Genomic DNA, 23,353 nt, shown 5'->3' with positions numbered 1-23,353 from the left:
AGGTAATGAGCGTCGAGGTACTACTGGTCGACGAAGACGAGGACGTACTCGAGATAGTCGGGACGTTCCTCGGGCAGGAGGACGGCTTCGACGTCACCGCGGAGCCGGACCCAGAGCGGGCGCTGGAGCGGGCGCGAAGCGGAGGGTTCGACGCGGTCGTCAGCGACCTGAAGATGCCGCGCCTCGACGGCTTCGAACTGTGTAGCGCCCTCCGAGAGACCCACCCGGACGTTCCGTTTTTCCTGTTTACCGCCCGGGAACGCGAGGACGTCGCGTCCGAGGCCGAGGCCGCCGGGGTTACCAGCGTCGTCCAGAAGGGGACCGGCACCGAGCAGTACGGCGTCCTCGCCGACCACGTCCGCGAGGCCGTCTAACCGGTCGTCCGCGGGAGCCGCAGCGTCACCGCCGCCCCGCCGGCCGCCGACTTGCCGAACTCGACCGTCCCGCCGTAGGATTCCGTGACCCACGTGACGAGCCACAGCCCCAGCCCGCTCCCGTGGCTCAACTGCGTGATGGGCTCGTCACCGGTCAGGACCGCCCGCTCGTGGGCGGGAATGCCCGGCCCGTCGTCGGCGACCGTCACCGCGACCGTCTCGGGTTCGACGCTGACGGTCGTGGTAACCGTCGTCCCGTCGGGGGTGTGCTCGGCGGCGTTCTCGAACAGCTCGTCGAGGACGCGCCGGAACCGCCCGTCGCCGGCCGTCACCGACGCGTCGGGCAGCGACGTGTCGACCGCGACGCCGGTCCGCTCGCGATACGTCTCGGCGAGGTCGGCCACCGCCGTCGGCACGTCGATGGGGTCGGTCCCGTGGTCGTCCCGGCGAACCGAGCGCTCTATCTCGCGGGCGCGGTCCGAGAGCGACGAGATGTCGGTCGCCTTCGTCCGGAGGCGGTCGAGCAGGTCGACCAGCGCGTCGTCGTCGAGGCGGTCCGAGACCTCGTCGGCCAGCCCGATGACGACGGTCAGGTCGTTGCGGAGGTTGTGGCGCAGGACGCGGTTGAGGACCTCCAGCCGGCGCTCGCGCTCGCGCTGGTCGGTGATGTCGGTGTAGATGCCGAAGCTGTGCATGCCGTCGTTCTCGCGCCGGTACGGGACGCCGCGAAACAGGAAGTCCCGGAAGCCGTCGTCGGTCCGACGCCTGACCTCGGCCTCCGTCGGTTCGCCCGCGGCGGCCCGCTCGGAGAGGTGTTCGGCCGCCTCGACGGCCGCCTCGTTGGGCGGCAGGAAGTAGTCGTCGAGGTCCTCGCCAACCACCTCGGCCGCGCTGAGCCCGAACACCTCCTCGAAAGCCGGGTTGACCGAGCGCACGGCCGACCCCTCCTCGCCGAACGAGGACTCGACGACGGGGTCGGGGAGGTTGTTGAACAGGTACGAGAAGCGGTCGCGCTCGTCGCGGAGCCGCTCTTGGGCCCGCTTTAGCTCGGTGAGGTCTCGGACGACGCCGACCGTCCCGCGGAACACCTCGCCGTCGAGCAGCGAGATCTCTATCTCGGCCGGCCGGTCCTCGCCGTCGGCGGTCCGCAGTTCCGTCTCCACTTTCGTCCCGTCTGTGTCGGTGGCCCTGAGCTGTCGTATCTGGTCCTCGAAGTGTTCGACGGCCGCGGCGTCGAGAACGTTTCCGGGGTGAGAGCCCAGCATCGCCTCGGGGTCGAAGCCCAGCCAGTCGGCGAGCTGGTCGGTCACCAGCCGGAACTGCCCGTCGGCGTCGAGGACGTACACCATGTCGCGGACGTTCTCGACGACCGTCTCGTAGCGCAGGAGCTCCTGTTCGCGCTCGACGCGGTCGAGCGCGGCTGCGGCGTTGGAGGCGAGGATTTCCGCGACCGACACGTCCGCCTCGGAGAAGGCGTCTGTGGCCGGCGAGCCGACGCTCAGGACGCCGTGGTCGCCGATGGGGACGTACATGACGCTCTCGATGTCCCGGTCGTCGTAGCCGTCGACGTCGGCGAAGTCCCGCAGGAGCGTCTCGTCGCGCTGGAACGCCTCGCCGGGGAACGCCTCGTCGGCGTCGTATATCGGCCGGTCGGGGACGTCGTCGGTCTTCGACACCGGGACGAGCGCGTCGTCGTCGGGGTCGTGCAGTCGGACCAGCGAGTAGGCGAACCCCAGTTCGTCGCGGGCGGCGTCGACGACCGTCCCGGCGACGGCCTCGGGCGTCCGGGCCTGCATCAGCGACCGGGTGGTGTCGAGCAGCGCGGAGAGCTTCTGGTCGCGCTCTTTCTGGTCAGTGATGTCGTGGAAGTACACCGAGAGGCCGTTCTCCGATGGATAGGCGTTGACCCGGAACCACTTCTCGACGGGCGGGTAGTACTCCTCGAAGGCGACCGGCTCCTGCGACTCCATCGCTTCGTGGTAGGCCTCGTGGAACGTCATCCCGACCGCGTCGGGGAACACGTCCCAGAGGTTCTCCCCCATCACTTCCTCGGCCGACCGGCCCAACACGTCCTCGGCCCGGTGGTTCCAGTAGGTCAGTTCCCACGAGTCGTCGACGGCGAAGAAGGCCGCGCCGATGCGGTCGAGAATCTGCTCGATTCGGTTGTGGGCCTCTCGGAGCTTCCGTTCGCGCTGTTTGCGCTCGGTGACGTCCCGGACGACGCCGGCGCTGCCGACGAACTCGTCGTCCTCGCCGTACAGCAGCGTCATGTGGTCCTCGGCCGGGAAGCCGGTGCCGTCGCTGCGCTGGAGTTCGAGGTCGAAGGTCGCCTCGTCGTCGCGGTCGCCAAACAGCATCTCCCGGAGGACCGACTCTGCGTGGGCGACTATCTCGTCGGTCTTGACGACGCCGGTGTACTCGCCCAACAGGGCGTCCTCGTCGTAGCCGGTGAGGTCCGTCATCGCGCCGTTGACGAACGTGAAGTTGCCCTCGTCGTCGAGGGCGTAGACGCCGTCGTCGACTGCCTCGATGATGTTCTCGTAGCGCTCTAACTCCGCCTCGCGCGAGCGGCGTTCGAGTTCGCGGCCGACCCACTCGACGAGCAGTTCCATGAACGTCCGCTGGGACTCGGTGAACGGTTCCTCGCGGGGCTCGGAGTCGGCGAAACAGAGCGTCCCGTACAGCTCGTCGTCGACGCGGATGGCACCGCTGGCGTAGCAGGCGAGGCCGCTGGCTTGGTAGGCGGGGTCCTCCGCCCACCCCTCGGCTGGCGCGTCCCGTATCGTCAGCAGTTCGTCGGTACCGACGACGCGGCGGCAGTACGTGTTCGAGACGTCCGTCGACTGCCCGGGGGTGATGAGTTCGTGCTCCCCGACGACCCGTTCGACCTCGTACTCGTCGCCGTCGACGCGCGTGAGATACCCCAGCGACATCCCGAGCCTGTCGGCCCCGAGTTCGAGGACGCGGTCGATGGTTTCGGCGTTCGAGAGGTCCTCTCTCGCGGTGAGGCGCGTCAGCGCCTGCAGCGAGTCGTTGTTCGCGCGGATACCGCGCTCGCTCCGAGTGTCGTCGGCGTGGTCGGCCGCGACCGCGAGGACGCGGTCGGTCAGGTCGCCCTCGGACCGCGGGACATACTCGGTCACGCCGAGGCGGGTCGCCGCGGCGGCGACGGTACCGTCGGGCTCGGTGGTACAGAGGACGACCGGAAGCGACGGCCGCCGCTCCCGAACCGCCTCCAACACGTCGAGACCGGTCGGCCCGTCACCGAGGTCCTGTTCGCAGACGACGACGGCGTTCGAGTCGCCGAGCGCGTCCCAGAGGGCGTCGGGAGACGTTACCGTCGTCACGGAGAGCCGCCCGCCGTCGCCGAGCGAGCGCGGCGGGGCACCGTCGCCAGCGGTGTCCGGACGGACGTACACGACTGCAGTGGCACCGGGCATTCGTATCGAACTATCACGGTTAACGCGGCGGATAAGGTAAGCCCTGCGGTCGGTTATCAGCGCTGGCAACTGGGGCGAGCCTGACCCCGAGAATGCGGGGTCTTCAGCGGTCGTCGAGGGTCTGCCACGAGAGCCGGGGCTCCCGGGCGGCGCTCACTTGGTCGATGCGGCGGGCCGCGGGCCGCTCCGGGGCGGCCGCCAGCGTCGCGTCGTCCTCGGCGGCGACGGCGTCGAACGCCGCCGCGAGCTGGTCCAGCGAGCGCTTGCTCTCGGCCTCGGTCGGCTCGGTCATCAGCGCCTCGTCGACGATTTCGGGCCACTTCGTCGTCGGCGGGTGGACGCCGTAGTCGAGCATCCGCTTGGCGGCGTCGGCGGCGTCCTGCTCGCCCGCGCTGGCGACGAACTCGTGGTGGAACGGGCCGAAGGGCACCTCGTAGTCGATTCGCTCGGCGAGGTAGTTGGCGTTCAGGACGGCCTTGGCGCTGGCGTCGCGCAGGCCGTCGTCACCGAGTCGAGCGATGTACGCGAAGGTCTTGACCAGTACCGGCCAGTTGCCGTAGAAGCCGTGGACCTTCCCGATGGTGCGGTCGGGGTCGTAGTGCTCGTAGCCGCCGTCGACTGCCCGGACGTGGGGGGCGGGCAGGAACGGGGCCAGTTCCTCGGTGACGCCGACCGGACCCGCGCCCGGCCCGCCGCCGCCGTGGGGCGTGGCGAACGTCTTGTGGACGTTGTAGTGCATCACGTCGAAGCCCATGTCGCCCGGCCGGGCGCGCCCCAGCAGGGCGTTGAGGTTCGCGCCGTCGTAGTACAGCAGCCCGCCCGCGTCGTGGACGATGTCGGCGATGGCCTCGATGTCGCGCTCGAACAGGCCCAGCGTGTTGGGGTTCGTGAGCATCAGCGCCGCCGTCTCGTCGCCGACGGCGGCTTCGAGCGCGTCGAGGTCGACCCGGCCGTCGTTGCCGCTGGGGAGTTCGACTACGTCGTAGCCGGCCATGGCCGCCGTGGCGAAGTTGGTGCCGTGGGCGGAGTCGGGGATGACCACCTCCGAGCGGTCGTCGCCGTTGTGCTCGTGGTAGGCCTTCGCTATCCGGATGCCGGTGAACTCGCCGGCCGCGCCGGCTGGGGGCTGGAGGGTGACGGCGTCCATCCCGCCGACGCGCCCCAAATAGTCCTGCAGGCGGTGACACAGCGCCAGCGTCCCCTGTACCGTGCTGTCGGGCCGATCCGGGTGGACGGCGGCCTCGGGCCGGGCGGCGATGTCCTCGGTGAAGGAGGGGTTGTACTTCATCGTACACGAGCCAAGCGGGAAGGGGCCACTCTCGACGCCGTAGTTCATCTGCGAGAGCCGGGTGTAGTGACGCGCCAGTTCCGGCTCCGCGGGGTCGGGCAGTGTCAGCGAGTCGCGGGTCAGGTCGTCGGGCAGCGGTCCGTCCTCGACGCTGACCTCCCGAGCGCCCTTCTCCGAGAGAAGCGGCTCGTACCGCTCCTCGCTGTCGGTCCAGCGCGCTTGGTCGTAGTTCATCGGGCCACCTCCGCGAACGTCTCGACGAAGGCGTCCTCGGCCTCGGCGGTCGTCTCGGTCGCACACACCTGCACGAGGTGGTCGTCGACGGCGTGGACGGCGTAGCCCCGCGCCGCGAGGTCGTCGGCGATGGCCGGGGCTGGCTGGTCGGTCCGGGCGACGAACTCCCGGAAGTGGTGGCGGTCGTGAACCGGAGCCTGCACGCCGCGGATGGCGTCCAGTTCGGCCGCGATGGCGCGGGCGCGAGCGACGCAGTCCTCGGCGAGGTCGACGAGGCCGTCGGGGCCGAGCCACGCCGCGTGCATCGCCGCCCGCAGGGCAACCCACGCCTGATTCGTACAGATGTTCGAGGTGGCCCGCTCCTTGCGGATGTGCTGCTCGCGGGTCTGGAGCGTCAGCGTGTAGGCCCGCCGGCCGTCGGCGTCCTCGCTGGCCCCCACGAGGCGGCCCGGCACCTGCCGGAGGTGCGCCTCGCGGGTGACGAACATCCCGAGACCGAAGCCGTAGGCGGTGCCGGTCCCCAGCGAGGCGGCGTCGCCGACGACCACGTCGGCACCCACGTCGGCGGGCCGCTCCAGCAGCGCCAGCGCGACCGGGTCCGAGCCGAGACAGAACAGGGCGTCGTTGGCGGCCGCGAGGTCGCCGACCGCCGAGAGCGACTCCTCGACGACGCCACGGACCGTCGGCGTCTCCGCGTACACCATCGCGGTGTCGCCGTCGACGGCCGCGGCCAGCGCGTCCGTATCGACCGCGCCGTCGGCCATCGGATACGACTCGACAGTGAGGCCGGGGCCGTCGGCGTAGTTCTCCAAGACGGCGCGTTTCCCCGTCCGGAGGTGGTCGGGGACCAGCACCCGGTCGCCCGAGACCGACCGGACGCGCCGGGCGAGCGTGGCGGCCTCGCCCAGCGCCGTCGCGTCGTCGTACATCGAGCAGTTCGCCACGTCCAGCCCGGTCAGTTCGACCAGCATCGACTGGTACTCGAAGAGCGCCTGCAGGAACCCCTGTGCGACCTCCGGTTGGTACTGCGTGTAGGAGGTCAGAAACTCCGAGCGCGAGGCGAGGTCGTCGACGACCGACGGGACGTAGTGGTCGTAGTGGCCCCGGCCCAGAAACTCCGTCAGGTCGTCGTTGCGCCGGAGCAGGCCGGCGACCTCGCGCCGGGCCTCGCGCTCGCTCCGGGGCTCGATGCCGAACTCACCGTCGAAGGCGACCGGGTCGGGTACGTCGAACAGTTCCGCCACGTCGTCGGCCCCGACGGCGTCGAGCATCGTGGCCGTCTCAGCCGGCGTGTGCGGGGCGTACGGACTCCGCTTGGATGTGTCTCTCTCGCTCATTGGTGACAGCGTCCGACCGCGCGGACGAACATGATACGAGGGTAACGACGGGGCCTACATTAGCCTACTCCTTGCCCGGACCGCGGCGAGACCGTTCGCGCCGGTCTCAGGCGATCTGGTCGCGGTACGCCGCGGGTGAGAGCAGGTCGTCGAGTTCGCCCTCGTCGGCGAGGTCGAGTTCGAGCATCCACCCATCGCCGAAGGGGTCGTCGTTGAGCAGTTCCGGTTCGTCGAACAGGCGCTCGTTGACCGCGGTGACGGTCCCCGAGACGGGCGCGTACACGTCGGAGACGGCCTTTATCGACTCGACGACGCCGAACTCCTCGTCGGCGGTGAGGGCGTCGCCCTCGTCGGGCAGTTCGACGAACACCACGTCGCCGAGTTCGTCCTGCGCGAAGTCAGTGACGCCGACGCGGGCGGTCCCGTCGTCGACCCGGACCCACTCGTGGGACGCCAGATACCGGCAGTCGTCGGGTACGTCGAAGCTCATCTATCGAGGAATGGCGTGGTCCGGGTACGTGCTTTCTTCGGTTCGCCGCGGACGACCACGCGGACCGACCGGTCCGGGTCGGCGTACTCGGCGGGGAGGTAAGCCACGGCGATGGCCTCGCCGAGCGGTGGGCTCATCGTCCCGCTCGTGACCGTTCCCAAGCGGTCGCCGTCGGGCGTTCGCACCTCGTAGCCGTGGCGCGGGACGCCCCGGTCGACCAGTTCGAGGCCGACGAGTTTCTCGGCCGGCCCCTCCACGTCGACCCCCTCCAGCGCGTCGCGGCCGACGAACTCGGTGTCGAGGTCGACCGTCCACCCGATGCCCGCCTCGTAGGGGTTCCGGGGGTTGTCCTCGGGGTGGAAGTCCTGTCCGGAGAGGAGAAAGCCCATCTCCAGTCGCAGCGTGTCCCGCGCCCCGAGCCCGCAGGGCGGACAGTCCAGCGCCGACCAGACCGCCTCGGCGTCGGCCCACGGCGCGAGAACTTCGAACCCGCGCTCGCCCGTGTAGCCCGTACGCGCGACGAGCGCGTCCGTCCCGGCGACGGTGCCGGCGACCACGTCGAACCGCGCGAGGTCGCCCAGCGCCACGTCCGTCGCCGGAGCCAACACGTCGGGGGCGTCCGGTCCCTGAACGGCCAGCATCGCGTACTCCTCGGTCCGGTTCGTCACCGTCGCGTCGAACCCGCGCTCGTCGCGGTGGTCGGTCCAGCGGTCGGTCATCTCCCCGTCGTGGCCGGCGTTGGGGACGAACAGGAACGCCGCGGGGTCGGCGTCGGGGAGCCGGTAGACGACGGTGTCGTCGAGCATGACGCCCGCCTCGTCGGTGATGGCGGCGTAATGTGCCTCGCCGGGGTCCAGTTCGGTCACGTCGTTGGTGGTCAGCGACTGCATCAGCGCCGCGGCGTCGGGGCCGTCGACGGTGACCTGTCCCATGTGCGAGACGTCGAACTTGCCCGCCGCGGTCCGGACGGCCTCGTGTTCGGCACGGATGGAGTCGAACTCGACCGGCATCTCCCAGCCGCCGAAGTCCGTAAACGTCGCGCCGGCGTCGCCGTGGACGGCGGTGAGCGGGGGTTCCCGCAGTGTCATGGCCGACCGGACGCCTCCCGACGACTTACCGTTTGGCGTCCCTCGCGGGCCGAACGCGGTTGCGGCGCATCTCGTAAATCGCATGTGACGATAACAAATATACCAATGGGCGGTCAGCGGGTCCGGAACAGCGGCCGCGTTCCGCCCGATTTGCGGCTCTCGGCGCGGCCCGTCCCGGTTCCGGGGTCCGGTTGCCCGGCCGAGAGGGGACGGCGTCGTTCCGAACCCCAGTCGTCGCAGCCACCGGCGCATCCAGAGCGTTAACTGCGCGTGGAGCGACCCGCCGCTCGATGACGGTCACGACCGAGTTCCGCATCAGTTCGCCGGCGCTCCCGCTCGTACGTCTCGCGGCGTCGCTCGAATCGACACCACCGTACGGGCCCGACACAACCGTCGGCGCGCGGACGGCCGCGGGTTTCGGAGACGTGATAGAAGCGCTACCGTATCGCAGTACAGAAAACGCTCATGTCCCTCTCGCCCGTGGTCTGTACTGTCGATACCAATGGCAGACTACGAACTTCCGCCGCTCCCGTACGACTACGACGCACTCGAACCGCACATCAGCGAACAGGTGCTGACGTGGCACCACGACACCCACCATCAGGGCTACGTCAACGGCTGGAACAGCGCCGAGGAGACGCTCGCGGAGAACCGCGAGTCCGGCGACTTCTCCTCGACGGCCGGCGCGCTCGGGGACGTAACCCACAACGGCTCCGGGCACATCCTCCACGACCTGTTCTGGCAGTCGATGAGCCCCGAGGGCGGCGACGAGCCCACGGGCGACCTCCGGGACCGCATCGAGGAGGACTTCGGCTCCTACGAGGCCTGGAAGGGCGAGTTCGAGGCCGCCGCGTCCGCCGCTGGCGGCTGGGCGCTGCTGGTCTACGACAGCGTCAGCAACCAACTGCGCAACGTCGCGGTCGACAAGCACGACCAAGGCGCGCTCTGGGGTAGCCACCCCGTCCTCGCGCTCGACGTGTGGGAACACTCCTACTACTACGACTACGGCCCGGCCCGCGGCGACTTCATCGACGCCTTCTTCGAGGTCGTCGACTGGGAGGAACCCGGCTCCCGGTACGACGAGGCCGTGCAGCTGTTCGAATAGGCGACCCGCCGAGAGGCAAACTCCCTGTTTTCGACCGTGGGCATCACCGGTCGAATCCGTTTCGGCGTACGACAGTGACCGGAGACCGGCGTCGGTACATCGGCGTGTTCGTCCCGGTCGGACCGACGGAACTGCGACTCAGCCGAGCAACTGCAGGAGTGCAACGGCGCCGATGCCGAACGCGTACACCGGGATGACGTACTCCAGAACGCGCCCGGGAAGCACGCGGACGAGGTACGGGGCGACGATGGCCGCGAAGAACGCCCCGGTAAAGAGCGACGGAAAGAGGCTGTACTCGACGGGGAACCCCGCGGCGAGCAGTCCGACGTACGCGAGTGCGCCGACGCCAGACACGAGGCCCTCGGCGAGCGAGGAGATGGCGGTGGCGGTCTTCTCGTAGACGCCGGAGAATATCTGCCCGAGCGTCACGACGGGGCCGTATCCGCCTCCCGAGATACCCTTGTTGACACCGGCGAGCAGCGCGAACCCGGCGAGTCGGCGTGGACGATACGTCTGTCCTCGGGGCAGGAACTGCCGGAGGAGTCCGACGACTCCCATCGTGATGACCAGTCCGGCGACGTAGAACTCGATGGCGCGTTCGGGCAGGTCGACGAGAAGATAGGCGACGAGAACCGAAACCAGCGTGCCGACGATGCCGACGCCGGCCAGTAAGACGACCGCCTTCGTCGCTTCGGTCAGCGGCGGCGTCACCGAGAACCGGACGTTCTCGAACTCGTGGTGGAGCCCGCCGGCGAGCAGGCCGCTGACCGTCTCTGTCAGGAACAGGGTCGGAACGACTTCCAACGGCGTGTACCCCATCGAGAACAGCAGCGGAGCCAGCGACGTGCCAAACCCCATCCCGGAAGCGGAGTCGAGCGTCTCGAAGGCGAACCCCGCCAGCAAAACGGCCGGGAAGAAGAGGCTCGTGACGGCCCCTATCCCGACGCTGCCGGTGACGGTGACGCTCACGAGCATGACGACCGCGTACCCCAGAACGAGTGCTGCCAACCGGGGCCACGTGCGGGAGCGCAGGCGGGCCCGGTCGGCGATAGGCTGTGCGTCGAGTCGACGGGCTCGCCTGTCGATTTCGGGGTCCGCGTACTCGATAGGCTCCGTGTATATCGGTTCGGACTGTCGGTTCGGGTCGGACATCGGCGTGAAAGAGAGTACTGCTAGCTGCCACACAGAGCGGGTATAGTTCATCGCAACCTTGTGTCGCATACGCGCAGACTATAGTAACAATTGAAACGATTTACACACCGACCGCACTGCCGTCGTGCGGTCGGGTGTGTATTGATTTTCAATGGCTACTATAGCCGACGCCGGGTCGAGAGCGAAACGCCGTACTCGGTGCGTGGACGGTCTCTGTGGTCAACACTGGAACGCGGTCGACTGTCGGTACCGCCCTCGAAGGCGCGGCCGCGCCGTACGGAAGCCGGCCGGAACACCGAGCGGCGTCTGAGCGGTACGCCGGCGGGATTCGCGTCCGTAGCTGCCGGTTACCGGGGCCCGTCCGGCGGCCGCGCTGCGGAGGGTCGTCCCGCCGGTGACGAGTGGCTATCGGCGCGTCCGGTCGTTCGTCGGGGCAGTTTCGCTATCCGCGCTCGGACAGGGTGACCGCCCGAGCCCGGTCACGGTTCGGTACGCGATATATCAGTTGTTGTGAATAGGGCGATTCTATTCACGGGGCCTTAGCATCTGTTTGATCATTACAGTAGCAGGATTAACTATTCATCCTCTGGGCTACTGTCCCCCCGTAGGAACCCGTATCCAATCAAGAGCATAAGCACAAGTATGCCGACCGATGTTTCGGTCGCATATTGAAGTCCGATACCCATCAATAGCAGCAGATTTCCTACTAATAGGACGAGAGCGATGTCAAGCCGCTTTTGAAGGGAGGTATCGTCCATCGTCTGATACTATGCGGGGATCAACATAGGCCTCCCGGCTGACCGGGGCCGAATCGGGGGACCGAAACGACAGCGGTCAGTACGAGAGCTGTTCGTGTCTCGCCGTCTCGGTCACCGAGAGGGTGTCGTCCAGCACGACGCGCAGTTCGTCTCCCGCACACGGGATGTCGATTCGCAGGCGGAGCGGGTCCTCGGAGACGAGTTCCGTGTGCGCATCGCTCACGCACCAATCGAAGTGCCAGAACGGTTCCGTACTCAGGTCGATACCGCGCTCGGAGTGAAACAGGAGTACCTCGGCGTTGTCGAGGAGGTTCACACCGACGCTCGACTGTAGCTCGTAGCCACATCGTCGGCACGTGTGTTCGACGGTCGCGTCGAAGTCGTTGCTCTCCGTCGGGTCGCGGACCAGTTCCGTCTCGACGGGCCCGGTACACTCCGGACAGACGCCGTCGGCGGCCATGCAGTAGTGGTGGCGGACGTAGTGGTGGAACGCTTGGAGGAGTTCCTCGGGCGTTCGCTCGTCGATGCCCCCCGGCGGGAACGGATACTTCACGAGAACCGTCCCGCAGTCGACGCAGGCAATCGTGAGGACTTCGTCGACGTACCACCCGTGGAGGTCCGCGTCACAGGAGTGACAGGCACCGGCGACGGGGAAGAAGCCGAGTTGGGCGCGGTCCGTCAGCGTCCCGGCGAATATCGAGCTGACGACTTTCCGACCGGGGTGACGGAACTCGTAGCCGTCTTCGGTCTGCTTGATGAAGTGGCCGGTGAGTTTCTGCAGGTGGTAGTTGAAGTTGGCGCTATCGTCGATATCGACGCGCTCGAATAACTCCGTGAAGCCGACCGGCGCGGTGTCGGCGTTGGCTTCCAACATCGCCTGCAGAATGTCGATGCGCGTGTCGTTGCCGAGCAGCGAGAACGCTTCCGCGGGGAGCATACCCTCCGTGTCGAACTCTTTGCCGAGGTGCTCCGACGTGGGCCGAGAATCCCCCTCGGCTTCGTCGTCGGTCGCTGGGCCAGAGTCCACCTCGTGACCGAACCGGCTCATACAGCGATTCGCTCCGGCGTCCGGGTAAATCTATTGGTGAGCGTTCTCACGGGCGCTCGCACCGCGTGGCAACATCCACCCGCTGGGCCAGCGACTGGTCGTGACGAGCGGCTGTGGCCTCGTTTAGCGCGACGGCGGGATATCGAACGGGTTCGAGCGGGCGACGTGGTCTGGTTCCCGCCGGGTGAAAAACACTGGCACGGCGCGACGCCGGACAACGCGATGACTCACATTGCCAGCGCAGGACGACGAGGACGTCACGTGGCTGGAACACGTCACCGACGCGGAGTACGGCCCGGCAGCGGATTCCTGACCCGATAGCCGAACGGAAACGCGGGCCCGCAGCGAACCGCCGGCGGAACCGACACGGCGACACGAGAGCCGAACCGACCGATTCGATATAGCGCGTCTGAGTTTATCGTCTCGTCGCCGTCGTCGCGCTGGTCGCCCGCCGTCGGTGGGCGACAGACCAGCCCGCGCCGGCGGGAGTCCGGGCGTGTTCCGCTGGAGGTGTGAAAGCGTCAGACATAACCCGACCTGCGGGAGAGCAACGCTATGGACCTGTTGGGTCGCCTCCGCGAGGAGGGCGACGACCGGACGCGGGTGGGCCTGTTCGTCGACGGCCCGAACGTGCTCCGCAGCGAGTTCGACGTGGACTTAGACGAGGTGCGCCAGATCGGCGAGTCCTACGGCGACCTCGCGGTGACGCGGCTCTACCTCGACGAGAACGCGTCGCCGGGGCTGGTACAAGCCGGCGAGGCCCGCGGCTTCGAGGTGGTGACGACCAGCGGCGACGTGGACGTGAAACTGGCCGTCGACGCGACGGAGGCGGTCGTCGCGGACCGCGTCGACGTGTTGGTGGTGGCGTCCCGGGACACGGACTTCAAGCCGGCGCTGGAGGTGGCCGCCCGCGAGGACGTGCGGACCGTCGCGCTGGCTCCGGGCGAACACGGCCGCTCGGACGCGCTGCAAAACGCCGCGCAGGACGCGCTGTCGCTGCGGGGCGACGTGGAGTAGAGCGAACGGCTTTTGCCCGGCGGCCCGGACCCCGAGACATGGACATCGACGAGACGCCGGTACTGGACAACCACCTCCATCTGGACCCGGTCGACGGCCGGAACACCGAGGCCGTCGCGGAGTTCGCCGACCACGGCGGCACGCACCTGCTCGTGCTCAACAAGCCCTCGTGGAACCTCGTCGAGGCCGCCACCGACGAGGCGACGTTCCGCGAGGGGTTCGACCTGACCGTCGGGGCCGTCGAGTCGGCGACCGACGTGCTCGACGGGCGCGCGTGGCCGGTGCTTGGCGTCCATCCGGCGCTGATATCGAAACTCGTCGAGAGCGGCTACACGCCCGCGGAGGCCCGCGACATCATGCAGACGGGGTTGGACGTGGCCGCCGAGTACGTCACCGACGGGCCCGCGTTGGCTATCAAGTCCGGGCGGCCTCACTACGACGTGGACGAGGCCGTCTGGACGGCCTCGAACGAGGTGATGCGGCACGCGTTCGAACTGGCTGCCGACGGCGGGTTCGCCGTCCAGTTGCACACGGAGGGCGGCGAGGAGTTCGAGCAGGTGGCCGAGTGGGCCGAGACTGCCGGGATGGACCGCCGGCAGGTGGTCAAACACTACTCCGGCGGACGGTTGCGGGGGCCGACGAAGTCGGTGCTGGCCGACAAGGACGAGCTGACGGTGGCCATCGAGGAGGACGAGCCGTTCCTGATGGAGACGGACTACATCGACGACCCGGACCGACCCGGCGCGGTGCTGGGGCCGAAGACGGTCCCGCGGCGCGTCCGGTGGCTGTTACAGGAGGGGCACGCGGACGCCGTCCGGACCGCCCACGTCGAGACGCCGCGAGCGGTGTACGGCATCGACACCGAGGCGACGCTGGCGGAGTGAGCGGCCGCCCCGTCGGTCGGTTCTCGCGCGGACCGCTGGCCGCGCTCCGAAGTGGACACACGTCCCCCGAACAGCCCGGAAAGACAATTATAATGCTCTTACCTGCCGAAAATATGTATGTACGTCGAGTGCGTGAGTGGCTGTAGACGCGCCGTCACGGCGCGGGAGACCACATGGCAATCGAGACGAACGCCGAGACGCCGGGCGCGACCCCGGTTCCCGACCGCGAGCCCGTACCGACCCCCTTCGACCGCATCCTCGTCGTCACCGACGGGACAGCGGCGGGCCGAGCGGCCGCAGCGACCGGCGTGGAGTTGGCCGCCGCCTGCGACGCCGCGGTCGACGCGCTGTACGTCGTCGACACGGCTCACCACTGGGACGTGGCGGTCGAGCGGGCCGAGCGAACCGGCGAGGCCGCCGTCGAGGCGGCCGCGGCCCGCGGGGCCGAGGCGGGCGTGGCCGTCGAGAAGTGGTTCCGCTACGGGACGGCCCACACGGAGGTGCTGGACTTCGTCTCGACCCACGGCGTCGACCTCGTCGTCGCCGGGACCGAGCGACCGACGGGACTGGACCGCATCCGGAACCCGGAGACGCTGGTGCCGCGACTCCGTCGGGGCGCTGACGTGCCGGTCATGGCCGTCGGCCCCGAGGACGCCGACTGAGCGGGGGTTCGATTAGCCGAACTTGCCGGTGATGTAGTCCTCGACGCGCTGGCTCTCGGGGTTCTCGAATATCTTGTCCGTGTCGTCGAACTCCACGAGTTCGCCGCCGGTGAGGAACACCGCCGTCTTGTCCGAGATGCGGGCGGCCTGTTGCATGTTGTGGGTGACGATGACCACCGTGTACTCCTCGGCCAGTTCCTCGATGAGGTCCTCTATCTGGGAGGTGGCGATGGGGTCGAGCGCCGAGGCCGGTTCGTCCATCAGCACGACCTCGGGGTCGACGGCGATGGCCCGGGCGATACAGAGGCGCTGTTGCTGGCCCCCAGAGAGGTCCAACGCCGAGTCGTCGAGGCGGTCCTCGACCTCGTCCCACAGCGCCGCCTTCTTCAGGGACTCCTCGACGACGGCGTCCATGTCGTCGGTCTTGTCCTGAATCCGGAGGCCGTAGGCGACGTTGTCGTAGATGCTCTTGGGGAAGGGGTTGGGGTGTTGGAACACCATCCCGATGCGCCGGCGCAGCGCCACGGGGTCGACGTCGGCGTCGTAGACGTTCTTCCCGCGGAAGGTGAGGTCGCCCTCGACGCGGGCGATGTCGATGAGGTCGTTCATGCGGTTGATACACCGCAGGAACGTCGATTTGCCACAGCCCGAGGGGCCGATCATGGCCGTCACGCGGTTCTCGGGAATCTCCATCGTCACGTCCTGCAGCGCCTGTGTCTCGCCGTAGAACACGTCCAGTTCGCGGGACCGGATGATGGTCTGTTCGGCCGCGGCCGCACCCCTGTCGGCGTTCTCGTCGAGACCGCCCTTCCCGGGGTCGGTGGTCACGAGCGAGTCGTCCCCGCCGGTCGCGGTCTGTTCGGGCTCTGTCTCGGTCTCGGCTTCGGTTGCGATGTCCTCTGAGGTCATGTCAGTTCGCCTCCTGTTGGTATTTGTTGCGCACGAGAATCGCGACGGAGTTCATCGTCAGCAACACGATGAGCAGCGTGACGACGCCGGCGGCGACGACGCCGTACCGGAAGTCCTCGCCGGGCAGGAACGCCCACGCGTATATCTGCATCGGCATGGCGGTGAGCTTCCCGAACAGGCCCGCGGGCGGGGAGAACTTCGTCGTCGCCACCCCGACCATGATGAGCGGGGCCGTCTCGCCGATGGCCCGCCCCAGCGCGAGGATGGTCCCCGTCAGGATGCCCGGGAGCGCCCGCGGCAGGACGACGTTCCGGACGGTCTGCCAGCGGGTCGCGCCCATCCCGTAGGAGGCCTGTCGCAGCGAGTCGGGCACCGACCGCAGGGACTCCTGTGCGGAGATGACGACAATGGGGAGGATGAGCAAGGAGAGGGTCAGCGCCGCCGTGAACACCGTCCCGACGCCGAAGCCGGCGTAGCTGACCGGCCCCAACTGCGCGTTGATGTTGACGAACACGCCCAGTCCCAGCAGGCCGTAGACGACCGACGGGACGCCGGCGAGGTTCGAGATGTTGACGTTGATGAGCCTCGTGACGGTCCCCAGCGGCCCGCTGGCGGGGGCGTACTCCTCCAGATAGATGGCGGTCCCGACGCCGAAGACGAACGTGAAGACGCTCACCAACACGATGAGGAACACCGAGCCGATGATGGCCGGGTAGAGCCCGGCGGCCTCGGCGTTGGAGATGGAGGGCGTGCTCGTGACGTACTGCCAGTCGAGCCACGGCGTCGGCTCCGTCGCGCCGACGACGCCGACGACGAACTCGCCGAGCAGGAACCCGCCGACCAGAATCACCGGCAGGGCGAAGGCGGCCCACCGCTCACGCCGGCGCGCCGTGTTGGCGACGGCGAACAGCGCCGGCAGGCCGAACATCACGAGCCCGATGAGCCAGACCGAGCGGGCGATCGACGGGACGGTGTCGACCAGCGGGACGCCGGCGATGGCGACTACCGGGAACGCGCCGCCGACGGCGAGGCTGGCCCGGCGGCCCAGCCCCAACCGGTCGCCCGCGAGGAAGGCGGCGACGCCGGCACCGGGAAGCACCAGCGAGAGGAAGTAGACACCGGGCGCGCCCAGCATCGCGCCGATGCCGGCGAGGACCGGCAGCGCGAGCGTCCCGACGATGGGGCCGACGACGACGGTGACGAGCATCCCCAGCCCGACCCACGTCGCCCCGCGGTCGTACTGGCCGTAGACGAAGAGGCCGGCCGTCGGGGCGACGACGGTGACGAAGTACGCGAACCACACTGCCGGCCCGGCGATGACTGAGAGGACGATGACGGTGGCGACGGTCAGCATCACCCCGCCCAGCGAGAGGCTGAACAGTTCGAACGCGCCCGCGGCCACGTCGACGTTCCGTCGCGCGTACGCAACGAAGGCCAACAGCGGGACGAGCAGCGTCGCGGCGTAGGCGAGATACCACGTCGTCCCGGCGGTCTCCAGCCCCAGCGCGTCCCAGAAGACGTACGCGAGCAGGACGCCCAGCGCGAGGATGCCGACGACGGAGGCGGCGAAGGCGACGTACTTGAAGACGATTCCCTTGACGCGGCTGACCTCGCCGAACTCCGTCTGTCGCGGTGTCGATGTACCCATTTACTCGTAGACCTCCCGGTAGCGGCTGGAGACGACGTTGCTGACGACGTTCATCAACAGCGTGATGGCAAAGAGTGTAATACCGATGGCGAAGAGCGCGAGATAGGCCGTCGACCCCCCGGAGATGTCGCCGCTGGCGAGGTTTATCATGGCGACGGTCATCGTCGCCGAGGACTCGGCGTAGAGGCCGAGCAGGTCCGCCGGGGCGATGTATGGAATCCCCAGCGCCGTCTGGACCGGCGGGAGCGCGGGGGGTTGGGAGCCGGCCGCCAGCGTCACCGCCATCGTCTCGCCGATGGCCCGCGAGATGGCGAGGATGAACGAGGAGGCGATGCCGGAGACGGCCGCGGGGACGACGATGGTCGTCGAGACGCGGAACTTCGTCGCGCCCAGCCCGTATCCGGCCTGTCGCAGCGAGTCGGGGACGGCGCTCATCGCGTCCTCGCTGATGGAGGAGACCATCGGGATAATCATGATACCGACGACGATGGAGGCCGACAGCCCGTTGAACAGCCCCAGCGACGGGAACTGCGTCCCGACGGTTCCGTTGAGCCACTCGAGGAAGACGTTGAGCGCGGGCGTGATGTAGACAATGGCGAAGTAACCGTAGACGACGGTGGGGACGCCCGCGAGGACTTCGAGCAGCGGCTTGAGCACCGAGCGGGCGCGCTGGCTGGCGTACTCGCTGAGGTAGATGGCGGTGAGGACGCCGATAGGCAGGGCGATGACGGCGGCTCCGATAGTGATGAGCAGCGTGCCCAACACGAGCGGGAGGACGCCGAACTCGACGGGTTCGAGGGCCGGACTCCAGTTCGTGCCGCCGAGGAAATCGAGGAGCGGGACGGCGGCGAAGAACTTCGCGGCGTCCAGCACCAGCACCGCGATGATACTGACGGTGGTCAGGACGGACAGCACGGCACACCCGGCGAGGGCGTATCTGTACGTCGACTCCCGGACCGTCCTGAAGCCCCGGTCCCCTGAGAGGTCCGGCGCTCCGCCGTCGTTGCTCATCGTAGTCGTTGTCGTGTTTACTGCATCCCGGCAAAAAGCACTCGGAATGTATCCATAGTTCTATACAGTCTCTGTATGGTACTATTTACTGCGCCTCGCTGATGGCCTGATTCAGCGCGTCGAGTTCCTCCTGCATGGCCGACTCCGTGCGCGGGACGTAGCCGATTTCGCCGGAAACGAGGTCGGTGTTGGCACTCTGCTCGACGACGTAGCGGGCGAACTCGGCGACGTGTTCCTCCGCGAGCGCGCCTTTCCGAGGGTAGGTGAACAGCGGGCGCGAGAGGGGCTGATACTCGCCGGCCTTGGCTGTCTCCAGCGAGGGGGCCACGCAGCCGTCGCCGTTGTCGACCGACAGCGCCTTTACCGCGTCCTGATTCCCCTGATAGTACGCGAAGCCGAAGTAGCCGATGGCGTACTGGTCCTGCTGGACGCCCTGCAGGATGAGGTTGTCCTGCTCGGTGGCCTCGTAGTTGCTGGTGTGGTTGGCCTCCTCGCCGAGGATGGCCTCATTGAAGTAGTCGAAGGTGCCGGAGGTGTCGGCGGCACCGAACCGGTTGATGGGCTCGTCGGGCCAGTCGGCGTTCACGTCGGCCCACGTCGAGGCCCCGTCGGCGGCCCAAAGCTCGCGGAGCTGTTCGGGTGTCACGCAGTCGACCCAGTCGTTCTCGGGGTTGACGATGACCGTCAGCGCGTCCGTCGCCACCTGAATCTCGTGGTACTCAATGCCGTTCTCGGCACAGAGGGACTCCTCCTCGCTCGTGATGGGGCGCGAGGCGTTGTTGAAATCGGAGTTGCCGACACAGAAGTGGTTGCTGAACCCGCCGCCGGACCCCGTCGAGGAGACGCTGATGTCGACGCCGCCGTGTTCCTGCTGGAACCGGTTGGCCATGGCCGTTGCGAGTGGGTACACCGTGCTGCTCCCGGTGATGTTGATGTCCCCGGAGAGCCCGTCTGACCCGCCGCCGCTGCTGCCACCGCTGCCGCCGCCACCGTCGCCGCCCGAGCCGCCGCTGGACGGCCCTTCCGTGCAGCCGGCGAGCGCCAGCGCGCCGACGGCACCGGAACTCGTGAGGAAGCTACGACGCGAGACGCCGCGGGTCGGTGAATCTGACATCACCAGTTGGGAACGGTCTGTAGGGTAAGTAGCCTACTATGATAGATATAGCTACCTACCTAATCTATATAGACAGCTAGTGACAACACCCCCCAATCCGAGCGCTAATAGCTGTGAAAGTAGTCACAGTCGCTGTTAGAAGGGCTCTATGGCACTCGACAGGACAGTGTGCGATCCACTCGTTCGTACACTCGCGCCCCAGAAGACGGGATATCGGCCGTTCAGCTTCTCCACCGTCCCCGGAATCCGACTCCCGGCGACGAGTTGTTCGAAAGTATATAGATATAGGTGGATTTATGGTCGAGGGATGGATGAGAGTCGCTTACATGGAAACCCGCAAGGTCCAGGTGACCGGTGGCTCCACGTACACCGTCTCGCTCCCGAAAGACTGGGCGACCGACAACGACGTGAGCGCCGGGAGCGTCGTGGAGTTTCACGACGAGGAGGACCTCCTGTTGCTGGCCCCGAAACGGGAGGACGACCGGGTGGAAGGAACGCTCGACATCGACGGCATCGCCAACAAGCACGAACTCACGCGGGCGGTGATGACGATGTACGTCAGCGGGTTCGACGTCATCCGGCTGGAGGCGACCCGCATCTCCGCCGACCAGCGGCGCACCATCCGCAACGCCACGCAGGGGCTTGTGGGGTTGGAGGTCATCGAGGAGACCACCGACCGCGTCGTCCTTCAGGACCTGCTCGACTCCTCGGAACTGTCGGTCCACAACGCCATCACGCGGATGCAACTGGTCTCGCTGACGATGCTCTCCGACGCCGTCGAGGCGCTCATCGAGGACGACGACGACCTCGCACAGGACGTGATGCAGCGAGACGACGACGTGGACCGCCTCTGGTACATGGTCTCGCGGGTGTTTCGGACCGTGCTTCGGAACCCGACGGCGGCGAACGAGATCGGCTTCCCCCGCGAGACGGTCTTCGACTACCAGTCGAGCGCCCGCCAACTGGAGCGCATCGCCGACCACGCGACCAAGATAGCCAGCCTCTCCCGGGAAATCGGCGAGATAACCGGCGAGACGGCCGACCTCCTCCGACAGCTCGAATCCGAGGCCGTGGACGTGCCCGAGACGGGGATGGAGGCGCTGTTGCTCGACGACTCGGACGAGGCCGTCTCGATGGCGAACGACGCGCGTGCCCGCATCCCGGAGGTCGACGAGACGGCCCGCGAGGTCGACAGTCAGGTGCGCGAACTCGACCCCCAGAGCGCCCAGATTCTCGGGCGCGTCGTCGACTCGCTCTCCCGGACGGCCGACTACGGCGGCAACATCGCCGAGAGCGCCCTCCAGAAGGCCGCGCCGCGGCCCTAGTCGTAGTATCGTTCGAGGGCCTCGGCCGCGCCCGACTCCGTTTTCAGATAGCGCCTGTCGCCCTCGGGCGTCCGAACGGTATACGCGTAGGTGTCGCTGTCCGGGACGTACCAGCGACCGTCGTGGCGGTCGAACACGTCCGCCGTCCCGCCGTCGGTCGACTCCGAGCGACGCGCCTGTCCGTCGGCCGCCCCGGCAGCGGACGCCGCCCCGCCGGCCGCGGGCTGCGCGTCCGACCCGTCCGCGGGCGACTCCGCCGGCCGGACGAGCAGGTCGCCACCGACCGGGTAGTCACCGGGGACGCCGACGACTGCGTCGTCGGTGCGGGCCGCCTTCAGCGTCTCGCGCATCAACACGACCTGCGTGTCGATGACCGGTTCGCCGTCGTCCGGGTACTGCTGGTCGTAGCTCCCGTCGGCGTTCAGCGTCCATCGCCGGCGGTTGTCCGCGAGCGCGAGTTCCAACACGAACCGGAGCTGCCGGCGGACGACCGGGTCCTCGACGGGCGCGACCGCCTCGACGCGGTTGTCGAGGTTCCGTGTCATCCAGTCGGCGCTGCCGACGTAGTACTCCGGGCCGTCGCCGGCCGCGGGGTCGTCGGCGCGCGCGCCGTTCTCGAAGTAGAAGATGCGGGAGTGTTCGAGGAAGCGGCCGACGATAGAGTGGACCCGGACGTTCTCGCTGAGTCCCTCGATACCGGGCCGGAGCCGGCAGATGTCCCGCACGAGGAGGTCTATCTCGACGCCGGCCATCGAGGCCCGGTACAGCTCCGCGACCATCTCGGGGTCCTCCAACCCGTTGACCTTGACGACGATGCGGGCGGGCCGCCCCGCCCGGGCGTGCTCGGCCTCGCGGCGCACGTATTCGGTGAACGCCTCGCGCATGTTCACCGGCGCGACCAGCAGCTTCCGGAACTGCTCGTCCAGCGCCGGGCCGGTGAAGCCGTTGAACAGGCCCACGAGGTCCTGCCCGATGTCCCGGTCGGCGGTCAGCAGGCCGAGGTCGACGTACCCCGTGGCGGTCTCGGAGTGGTAGTTTCCGGTGCCGACGTGGGAGTAGAGATTGACGCCCTCGTCGTCCTCGCGGACGACCAGCGCCGTCTTGGTGTGGGTCTTCAGCCCGATGGTGCCGTAGGCGACGTGGATACCGTTCTCCTCCAGCCGTCGGACCCACTCCAGATTGTTCTGCTCGTCGAATCGGGCCTTCAGTTCGACCATCACTGCGACCTGCTTACCGTTCTCGGCGGCGTCGATGAGCGACTGGATGACCTGCGAGTCGCTGGCGGTGCGGTAGATGGCCGCTTTCACCGCCAGCACGTCGGGGTCCTCGGCGGCCTCAGAGAGGAACCGTTGCACGGTCTGGCCGAAGTCGTGGTACGGGTGATGCAGGAGGACGTCGCCCTCGTCGATGACCTCGAAGATAGAGCGGTCCGGCTCTCCGGCGTCGGCGAACGCGCCCTCGGCCCCCGACTGGAGGCGCGGATGTGGCTGGGGCGTCCACGGGTCCAGTTGGAGGTCCGGCCGGTCGAGGTCGGTCAGGGACTCGAACTCGCGGTAGTCGAGTGGGCCGTCGAGTTCGTATATCTCGCGGTCGTCGAGGTCCAGTTGGTCCCGTAGCGTCGCCCGAATCCGAGGGTGGGCGTCGGGCTCGATTTCCATCCGGACCACGGTGGCGAAGCGGCGCTGTTCGAGCACCTCCTCTATCACGTCGATGAGGTCCTCGGCGACCTCCTCGTCGCGCCGGACCTCGGCGTTGCGCGTCAGTCGGAAGAGCGCGGTGTCGACGATGTCGACGTCGGGGAGGAGGAGGTCGAGGTTGGCCCGCACCACGTCCTCGACGAGGACGTACCGCTGGCCGTCGCCGACCGCCACCAGCCGCGGGCGGTTGGGCGGAATCTTGATGCGCGTGAAGGTCGGTTCGTCGTCGCGCCGCCGGCGGGTGAGGACGGCCAGCGACAGCGACCGGTTGGAGATGAAGGGGAACGGGTGCGCGGGGTCGAACGACAGCGGCGTCAGCGTCGGCAGCACCGACTCCTCGAAGTACGTCCGCATCTCGCGTCGCTCGGCCGCCGAAAGGTCGTCGTAGTCGAGGACGTGGATGCCGGCGTCGGCGAGCGCCGGGCGGATGTCGGTCTCGTAACACTGGCGCTGGCGCTCCAGCATCGGCCCGAGCGCCTCGTGGACCTCGCGCCACTGCTCGGCCGGCGTCCGCCCGTCGGGGGTCCGCTCGGTCACGCCGGCCTCTATCTGCTGTTTCAGCCCGCCGACGCGCTTCATCACGAACTCGTCGAGGTTTCGCGTGACGATGGAGAGAAAGCGGACGCGCTCCAGCAGCGGGTTGCGCTCGTCCAGCACCTCGTGGAGGACCCGCCGCTGGAAGGCCAGTTCGCTCAGCTCGCGGTTGAAGTAGTACTCCGGGTCCGTGAGGTCGATACCGTCGCCGGTCGAGGCGTACTCGTCGCCCGACATC

The 23,353-nt window shown here is 68.1% G+C and carries 19 protein-coding genes; 6 read left to right on the top strand and 13 right to left on the bottom strand.

All coding sequences use genetic code 11. The features are described from left to right. Positions 1–5 precede the first annotated feature (5 nt). Entirely contained in the window at positions 6–374 is a 369-nt protein-coding gene (locus tag ACV7JO_RS03750; RefSeq protein WP_470355007.1) for a response regulator, read from the top strand. On the opposite strand, the gene ACV7JO_RS03745 is transcribed toward ACV7JO_RS03750, so the two are convergent. The 5 genes from ACV7JO_RS03745 to gcvT form a co-directional block, all read right to left on the bottom strand. Beyond that, positions 371–3,793: a PAS domain S-box protein gene (locus ACV7JO_RS03745; RefSeq protein WP_470355006.1), complete on the bottom strand. Its 3,423-nt coding sequence runs from the start codon at positions 3,791–3,793 to the stop codon at positions 371–373. The genes ACV7JO_RS03750 and ACV7JO_RS03745 overlap by 4 nt on opposite strands. A gap of 124 nt (positions 3,794–3,917) precedes the next feature. After that, entirely contained in the window at positions 3,918–5,336 is a 1,419-nt protein-coding gene (gene gcvPB / locus ACV7JO_RS03740; RefSeq protein ID WP_470355005.1) for an aminomethyl-transferring glycine dehydrogenase subunit GcvPB, read from the bottom strand. Then, positions 5,333–6,673, bottom strand: a complete 1,341-nt coding sequence (gene gcvPA, locus ACV7JO_RS03735) for an aminomethyl-transferring glycine dehydrogenase subunit GcvPA (RefSeq protein WP_470355004.1) — start codon at positions 6,671–6,673, stop codon at positions 5,333–5,335. Before gcvPA ends, gcvPB begins: the two co-directional genes overlap by 4 nt. A gap of 106 nt (positions 6,674–6,779) precedes the next feature. Further along, the gene (gcvH, locus tag ACV7JO_RS03730; RefSeq protein ID WP_470355003.1) at positions 6,780–7,163 is read right to left on the bottom strand and encodes a glycine cleavage system protein GcvH; all 384 of its coding nucleotides are present in this window, start codon (positions 7,161–7,163) and stop codon (positions 6,780–6,782) included. Then, positions 7,160–8,251, bottom strand: coding sequence for a glycine cleavage system aminomethyltransferase GcvT (gene gcvT, locus ACV7JO_RS03725; protein WP_470355002.1), 1,092 nt, complete (start codon positions 8,249–8,251; stop codon positions 7,160–7,162). The genes gcvH and gcvT overlap by 4 nt, the downstream gene beginning before the upstream one ends. Positions 8,252–8,753: 502 nt before the next feature. Here gcvT and sod point away from each other — a divergent pair. Further along, positions 8,754–9,356 carry a superoxide dismutase gene (gene sod, locus ACV7JO_RS03720; protein ID WP_470355001.1) on the top strand — a complete coding sequence of 201 codons (603 nt, stop codon included), beginning with the start codon at positions 8,754–8,756 and terminating at the stop codon, positions 9,354–9,356. Positions 9,357–9,494: 138 nt separating this feature from the next. Here the strand turns inward: sod and ACV7JO_RS03715 are convergent, their stop codons facing one another. The 3 genes from ACV7JO_RS03715 to ACV7JO_RS03705 form a co-directional block, all read right to left on the bottom strand. Continuing rightward, positions 9,495–10,508: a sulfite exporter TauE/SafE family protein gene (locus ACV7JO_RS03715; protein ID WP_470355000.1), complete on the bottom strand. Its 1,014-nt coding sequence runs from the start codon at positions 10,506–10,508 to the stop codon at positions 9,495–9,497. Between the two features lie 575 nt (positions 10,509–11,083). Continuing rightward, positions 11,084–11,266 (bottom strand): hypothetical protein, encoded by a 183-nt coding sequence (locus ACV7JO_RS03710; RefSeq protein WP_470354999.1) that lies wholly within the window; start codon positions 11,264–11,266, stop codon positions 11,084–11,086. 76 nt (positions 11,267–11,342) lie between these two features. Beyond that, positions 11,343–12,314: a DUF7351 domain-containing protein gene (locus ACV7JO_RS03705; RefSeq protein ID WP_470354998.1), complete on the bottom strand. Its 972-nt coding sequence runs from the start codon at positions 12,312–12,314 to the stop codon at positions 11,343–11,345. A 555-nt stretch (positions 12,315–12,869) separates the two neighbouring features. On the opposite strand from ACV7JO_RS03705, the gene ACV7JO_RS03700 reads away from it, so the two are divergent. The 3 genes from ACV7JO_RS03700 to ACV7JO_RS03690 all read left to right on the top strand — a co-directional run bounded on the left by ACV7JO_RS03700 (position 12,870) and on the right by ACV7JO_RS03690 (position 14,877). Next, complete coding sequence (locus tag ACV7JO_RS03700; protein ID WP_470354997.1) at positions 12,870–13,331, top strand: NYN domain-containing protein; 462 nt, start codon at positions 12,870–12,872, stop codon at positions 13,329–13,331. A gap of 38 nt (positions 13,332–13,369) precedes the next feature. Then, positions 13,370–14,215: a TatD family hydrolase gene (locus tag ACV7JO_RS03695; protein WP_470354996.1), complete on the top strand. Its 846-nt coding sequence runs from the start codon at positions 13,370–13,372 to the stop codon at positions 14,213–14,215. A gap of 173 nt (positions 14,216–14,388) precedes the next feature. Then, entirely contained in the window at positions 14,389–14,877 is a 489-nt protein-coding gene (locus tag ACV7JO_RS03690) for a universal stress protein (RefSeq protein WP_470354995.1), read from the top strand. Positions 14,878–14,889: 12 nt separating this feature from the next. Here the strand turns inward: ACV7JO_RS03690 and pstB are convergent, their stop codons facing one another. From pstB to ACV7JO_RS03670, 4 genes are all read right to left on the bottom strand, one after another. Further along, positions 14,890–15,786 (bottom strand): phosphate ABC transporter ATP-binding protein PstB, encoded by an 897-nt coding sequence (gene pstB, locus ACV7JO_RS03685; RefSeq protein ID WP_470354994.1) that lies wholly within the window; start codon positions 15,784–15,786, stop codon positions 14,890–14,892. A 1-nt stretch (position 15,787) separates the two neighbouring features. Then, positions 15,788–17,434, bottom strand: coding sequence for a phosphate ABC transporter permease PstA (gene pstA, locus ACV7JO_RS03680; RefSeq protein WP_470354993.1), 1,647 nt, complete (start codon positions 17,432–17,434; stop codon positions 15,788–15,790). After that, entirely contained in the window at positions 17,435–18,445 is a 1,011-nt protein-coding gene (pstC, locus tag ACV7JO_RS03675; RefSeq protein ID WP_470354992.1) for a phosphate ABC transporter permease subunit PstC, read from the bottom strand. Positions 18,446–18,530: 85 nt separating this feature from the next. Continuing rightward, the gene (locus ACV7JO_RS03670) at positions 18,531–19,559 is read right to left on the bottom strand and encodes a phosphate ABC transporter substrate-binding protein PstS family protein (RefSeq protein ID WP_470354991.1); all 1,029 of its coding nucleotides are present in this window, start codon (positions 19,557–19,559) and stop codon (positions 18,531–18,533) included. Positions 19,560–19,885: 326 nt separating this feature from the next. On the opposite strand from ACV7JO_RS03670, the gene ACV7JO_RS03665 reads away from it, so the two are divergent. Continuing rightward, positions 19,886–20,884 (top strand): PhoU domain-containing protein, encoded by a 999-nt coding sequence (locus ACV7JO_RS03665; protein WP_470354990.1) that lies wholly within the window; start codon positions 19,886–19,888, stop codon positions 20,882–20,884. Here the strand turns inward: ACV7JO_RS03665 and ppk1 are convergent. Next, on the bottom strand, positions 20,881–23,352 hold the full coding sequence (gene ppk1 / locus ACV7JO_RS03660) for a polyphosphate kinase 1 (RefSeq protein WP_470354989.1): 2,472 nt from the start codon (positions 23,350–23,352) through the stop codon (positions 20,881–20,883). The genes ACV7JO_RS03665 and ppk1 overlap by 4 nt on opposite strands. Position 23,353 lies beyond the last annotated feature (1 nt).

It is taken from the genome of Haloarcula sp. MBLA0138, from assembly GCF_055632455.1.
Note: the sequence above shows the minus strand (reverse complement) of the source record. Positions and strands in the feature narration are given on the sequence as shown.

Coding starts and splice junctions, on each gene's coding strand:
- ACV7JO_RS03750 (WP_470355007.1), top strand. CDS start 6: ATGAGCGTCGAGGTACTACTGGTCGACGAAGACGAGGACGTACTCGAG.
- gcvPB (WP_470355005.1), bottom strand. CDS start 5,336: ATGAACTACGACCAAGCGCGCTGGACCGACAGCGAGGAGCGGTACGAG.
- gcvPA (WP_470355004.1), bottom strand. CDS start 6,673: ATGAGCGAGAGAGACACATCCAAGCGGAGTCCGTACGCCCCGCACACG.
- gcvH (WP_470355003.1), bottom strand. CDS start 7,163: ATGAGCTTCGACGTACCCGACGACTGCCGGTATCTGGCGTCCCACGAG.
- gcvT (WP_470355002.1), bottom strand. CDS start 8,251: ATGACACTGCGGGAACCCCCGCTCACCGCCGTCCACGGCGACGCCGGC.
- sod (WP_470355001.1), top strand. CDS start 8,754: ATGGCAGACTACGAACTTCCGCCGCTCCCGTACGACTACGACGCACTC.
- ACV7JO_RS03715 (WP_470355000.1), bottom strand. CDS start 10,508: ATGTCCGACCCGAACCGACAGTCCGAACCGATATACACGGAGCCTATC.
- ACV7JO_RS03710 (WP_470354999.1), bottom strand. CDS start 11,266: ATGGACGATACCTCCCTTCAAAAGCGGCTTGACATCGCTCTCGTCCTA.
- ACV7JO_RS03705 (WP_470354998.1), bottom strand. CDS start 12,314: ATGAGCCGGTTCGGTCACGAGGTGGACTCTGGCCCAGCGACCGACGAC.
- ACV7JO_RS03700 (WP_470354997.1), top strand. CDS start 12,870: ATGGACCTGTTGGGTCGCCTCCGCGAGGAGGGCGACGACCGGACGCGG.
- ACV7JO_RS03695 (WP_470354996.1), top strand. CDS start 13,370: ATGGACATCGACGAGACGCCGGTACTGGACAACCACCTCCATCTGGAC.
- ACV7JO_RS03690 (WP_470354995.1), top strand. CDS start 14,389: ATGGCAATCGAGACGAACGCCGAGACGCCGGGCGCGACCCCGGTTCCC.
- pstB (WP_470354994.1), bottom strand. CDS start 15,786: ATGACCTCAGAGGACATCGCAACCGAAGCCGAGACCGAGACAGAGCCC.
- pstA (WP_470354993.1), bottom strand. CDS start 17,434: ATGGGTACATCGACACCGCGACAGACGGAGTTCGGCGAGGTCAGCCGC.
- pstC (WP_470354992.1), bottom strand. CDS start 18,445: ATGAGCAACGACGGCGGAGCGCCGGACCTCTCAGGGGACCGGGGCTTC.
- ACV7JO_RS03670 (WP_470354991.1), bottom strand. CDS start 19,559: ATGTCAGATTCACCGACCCGCGGCGTCTCGCGTCGTAGCTTCCTCACG.
- ACV7JO_RS03665 (WP_470354990.1), top strand. CDS start 19,886: ATGGAAACCCGCAAGGTCCAGGTGACCGGTGGCTCCACGTACACCGTC.
- ppk1 (WP_470354989.1), bottom strand. CDS start 23,352: ATGTCGGGCGACGAGTACGCCTCGACCGGCGACGGTATCGACCTCACG.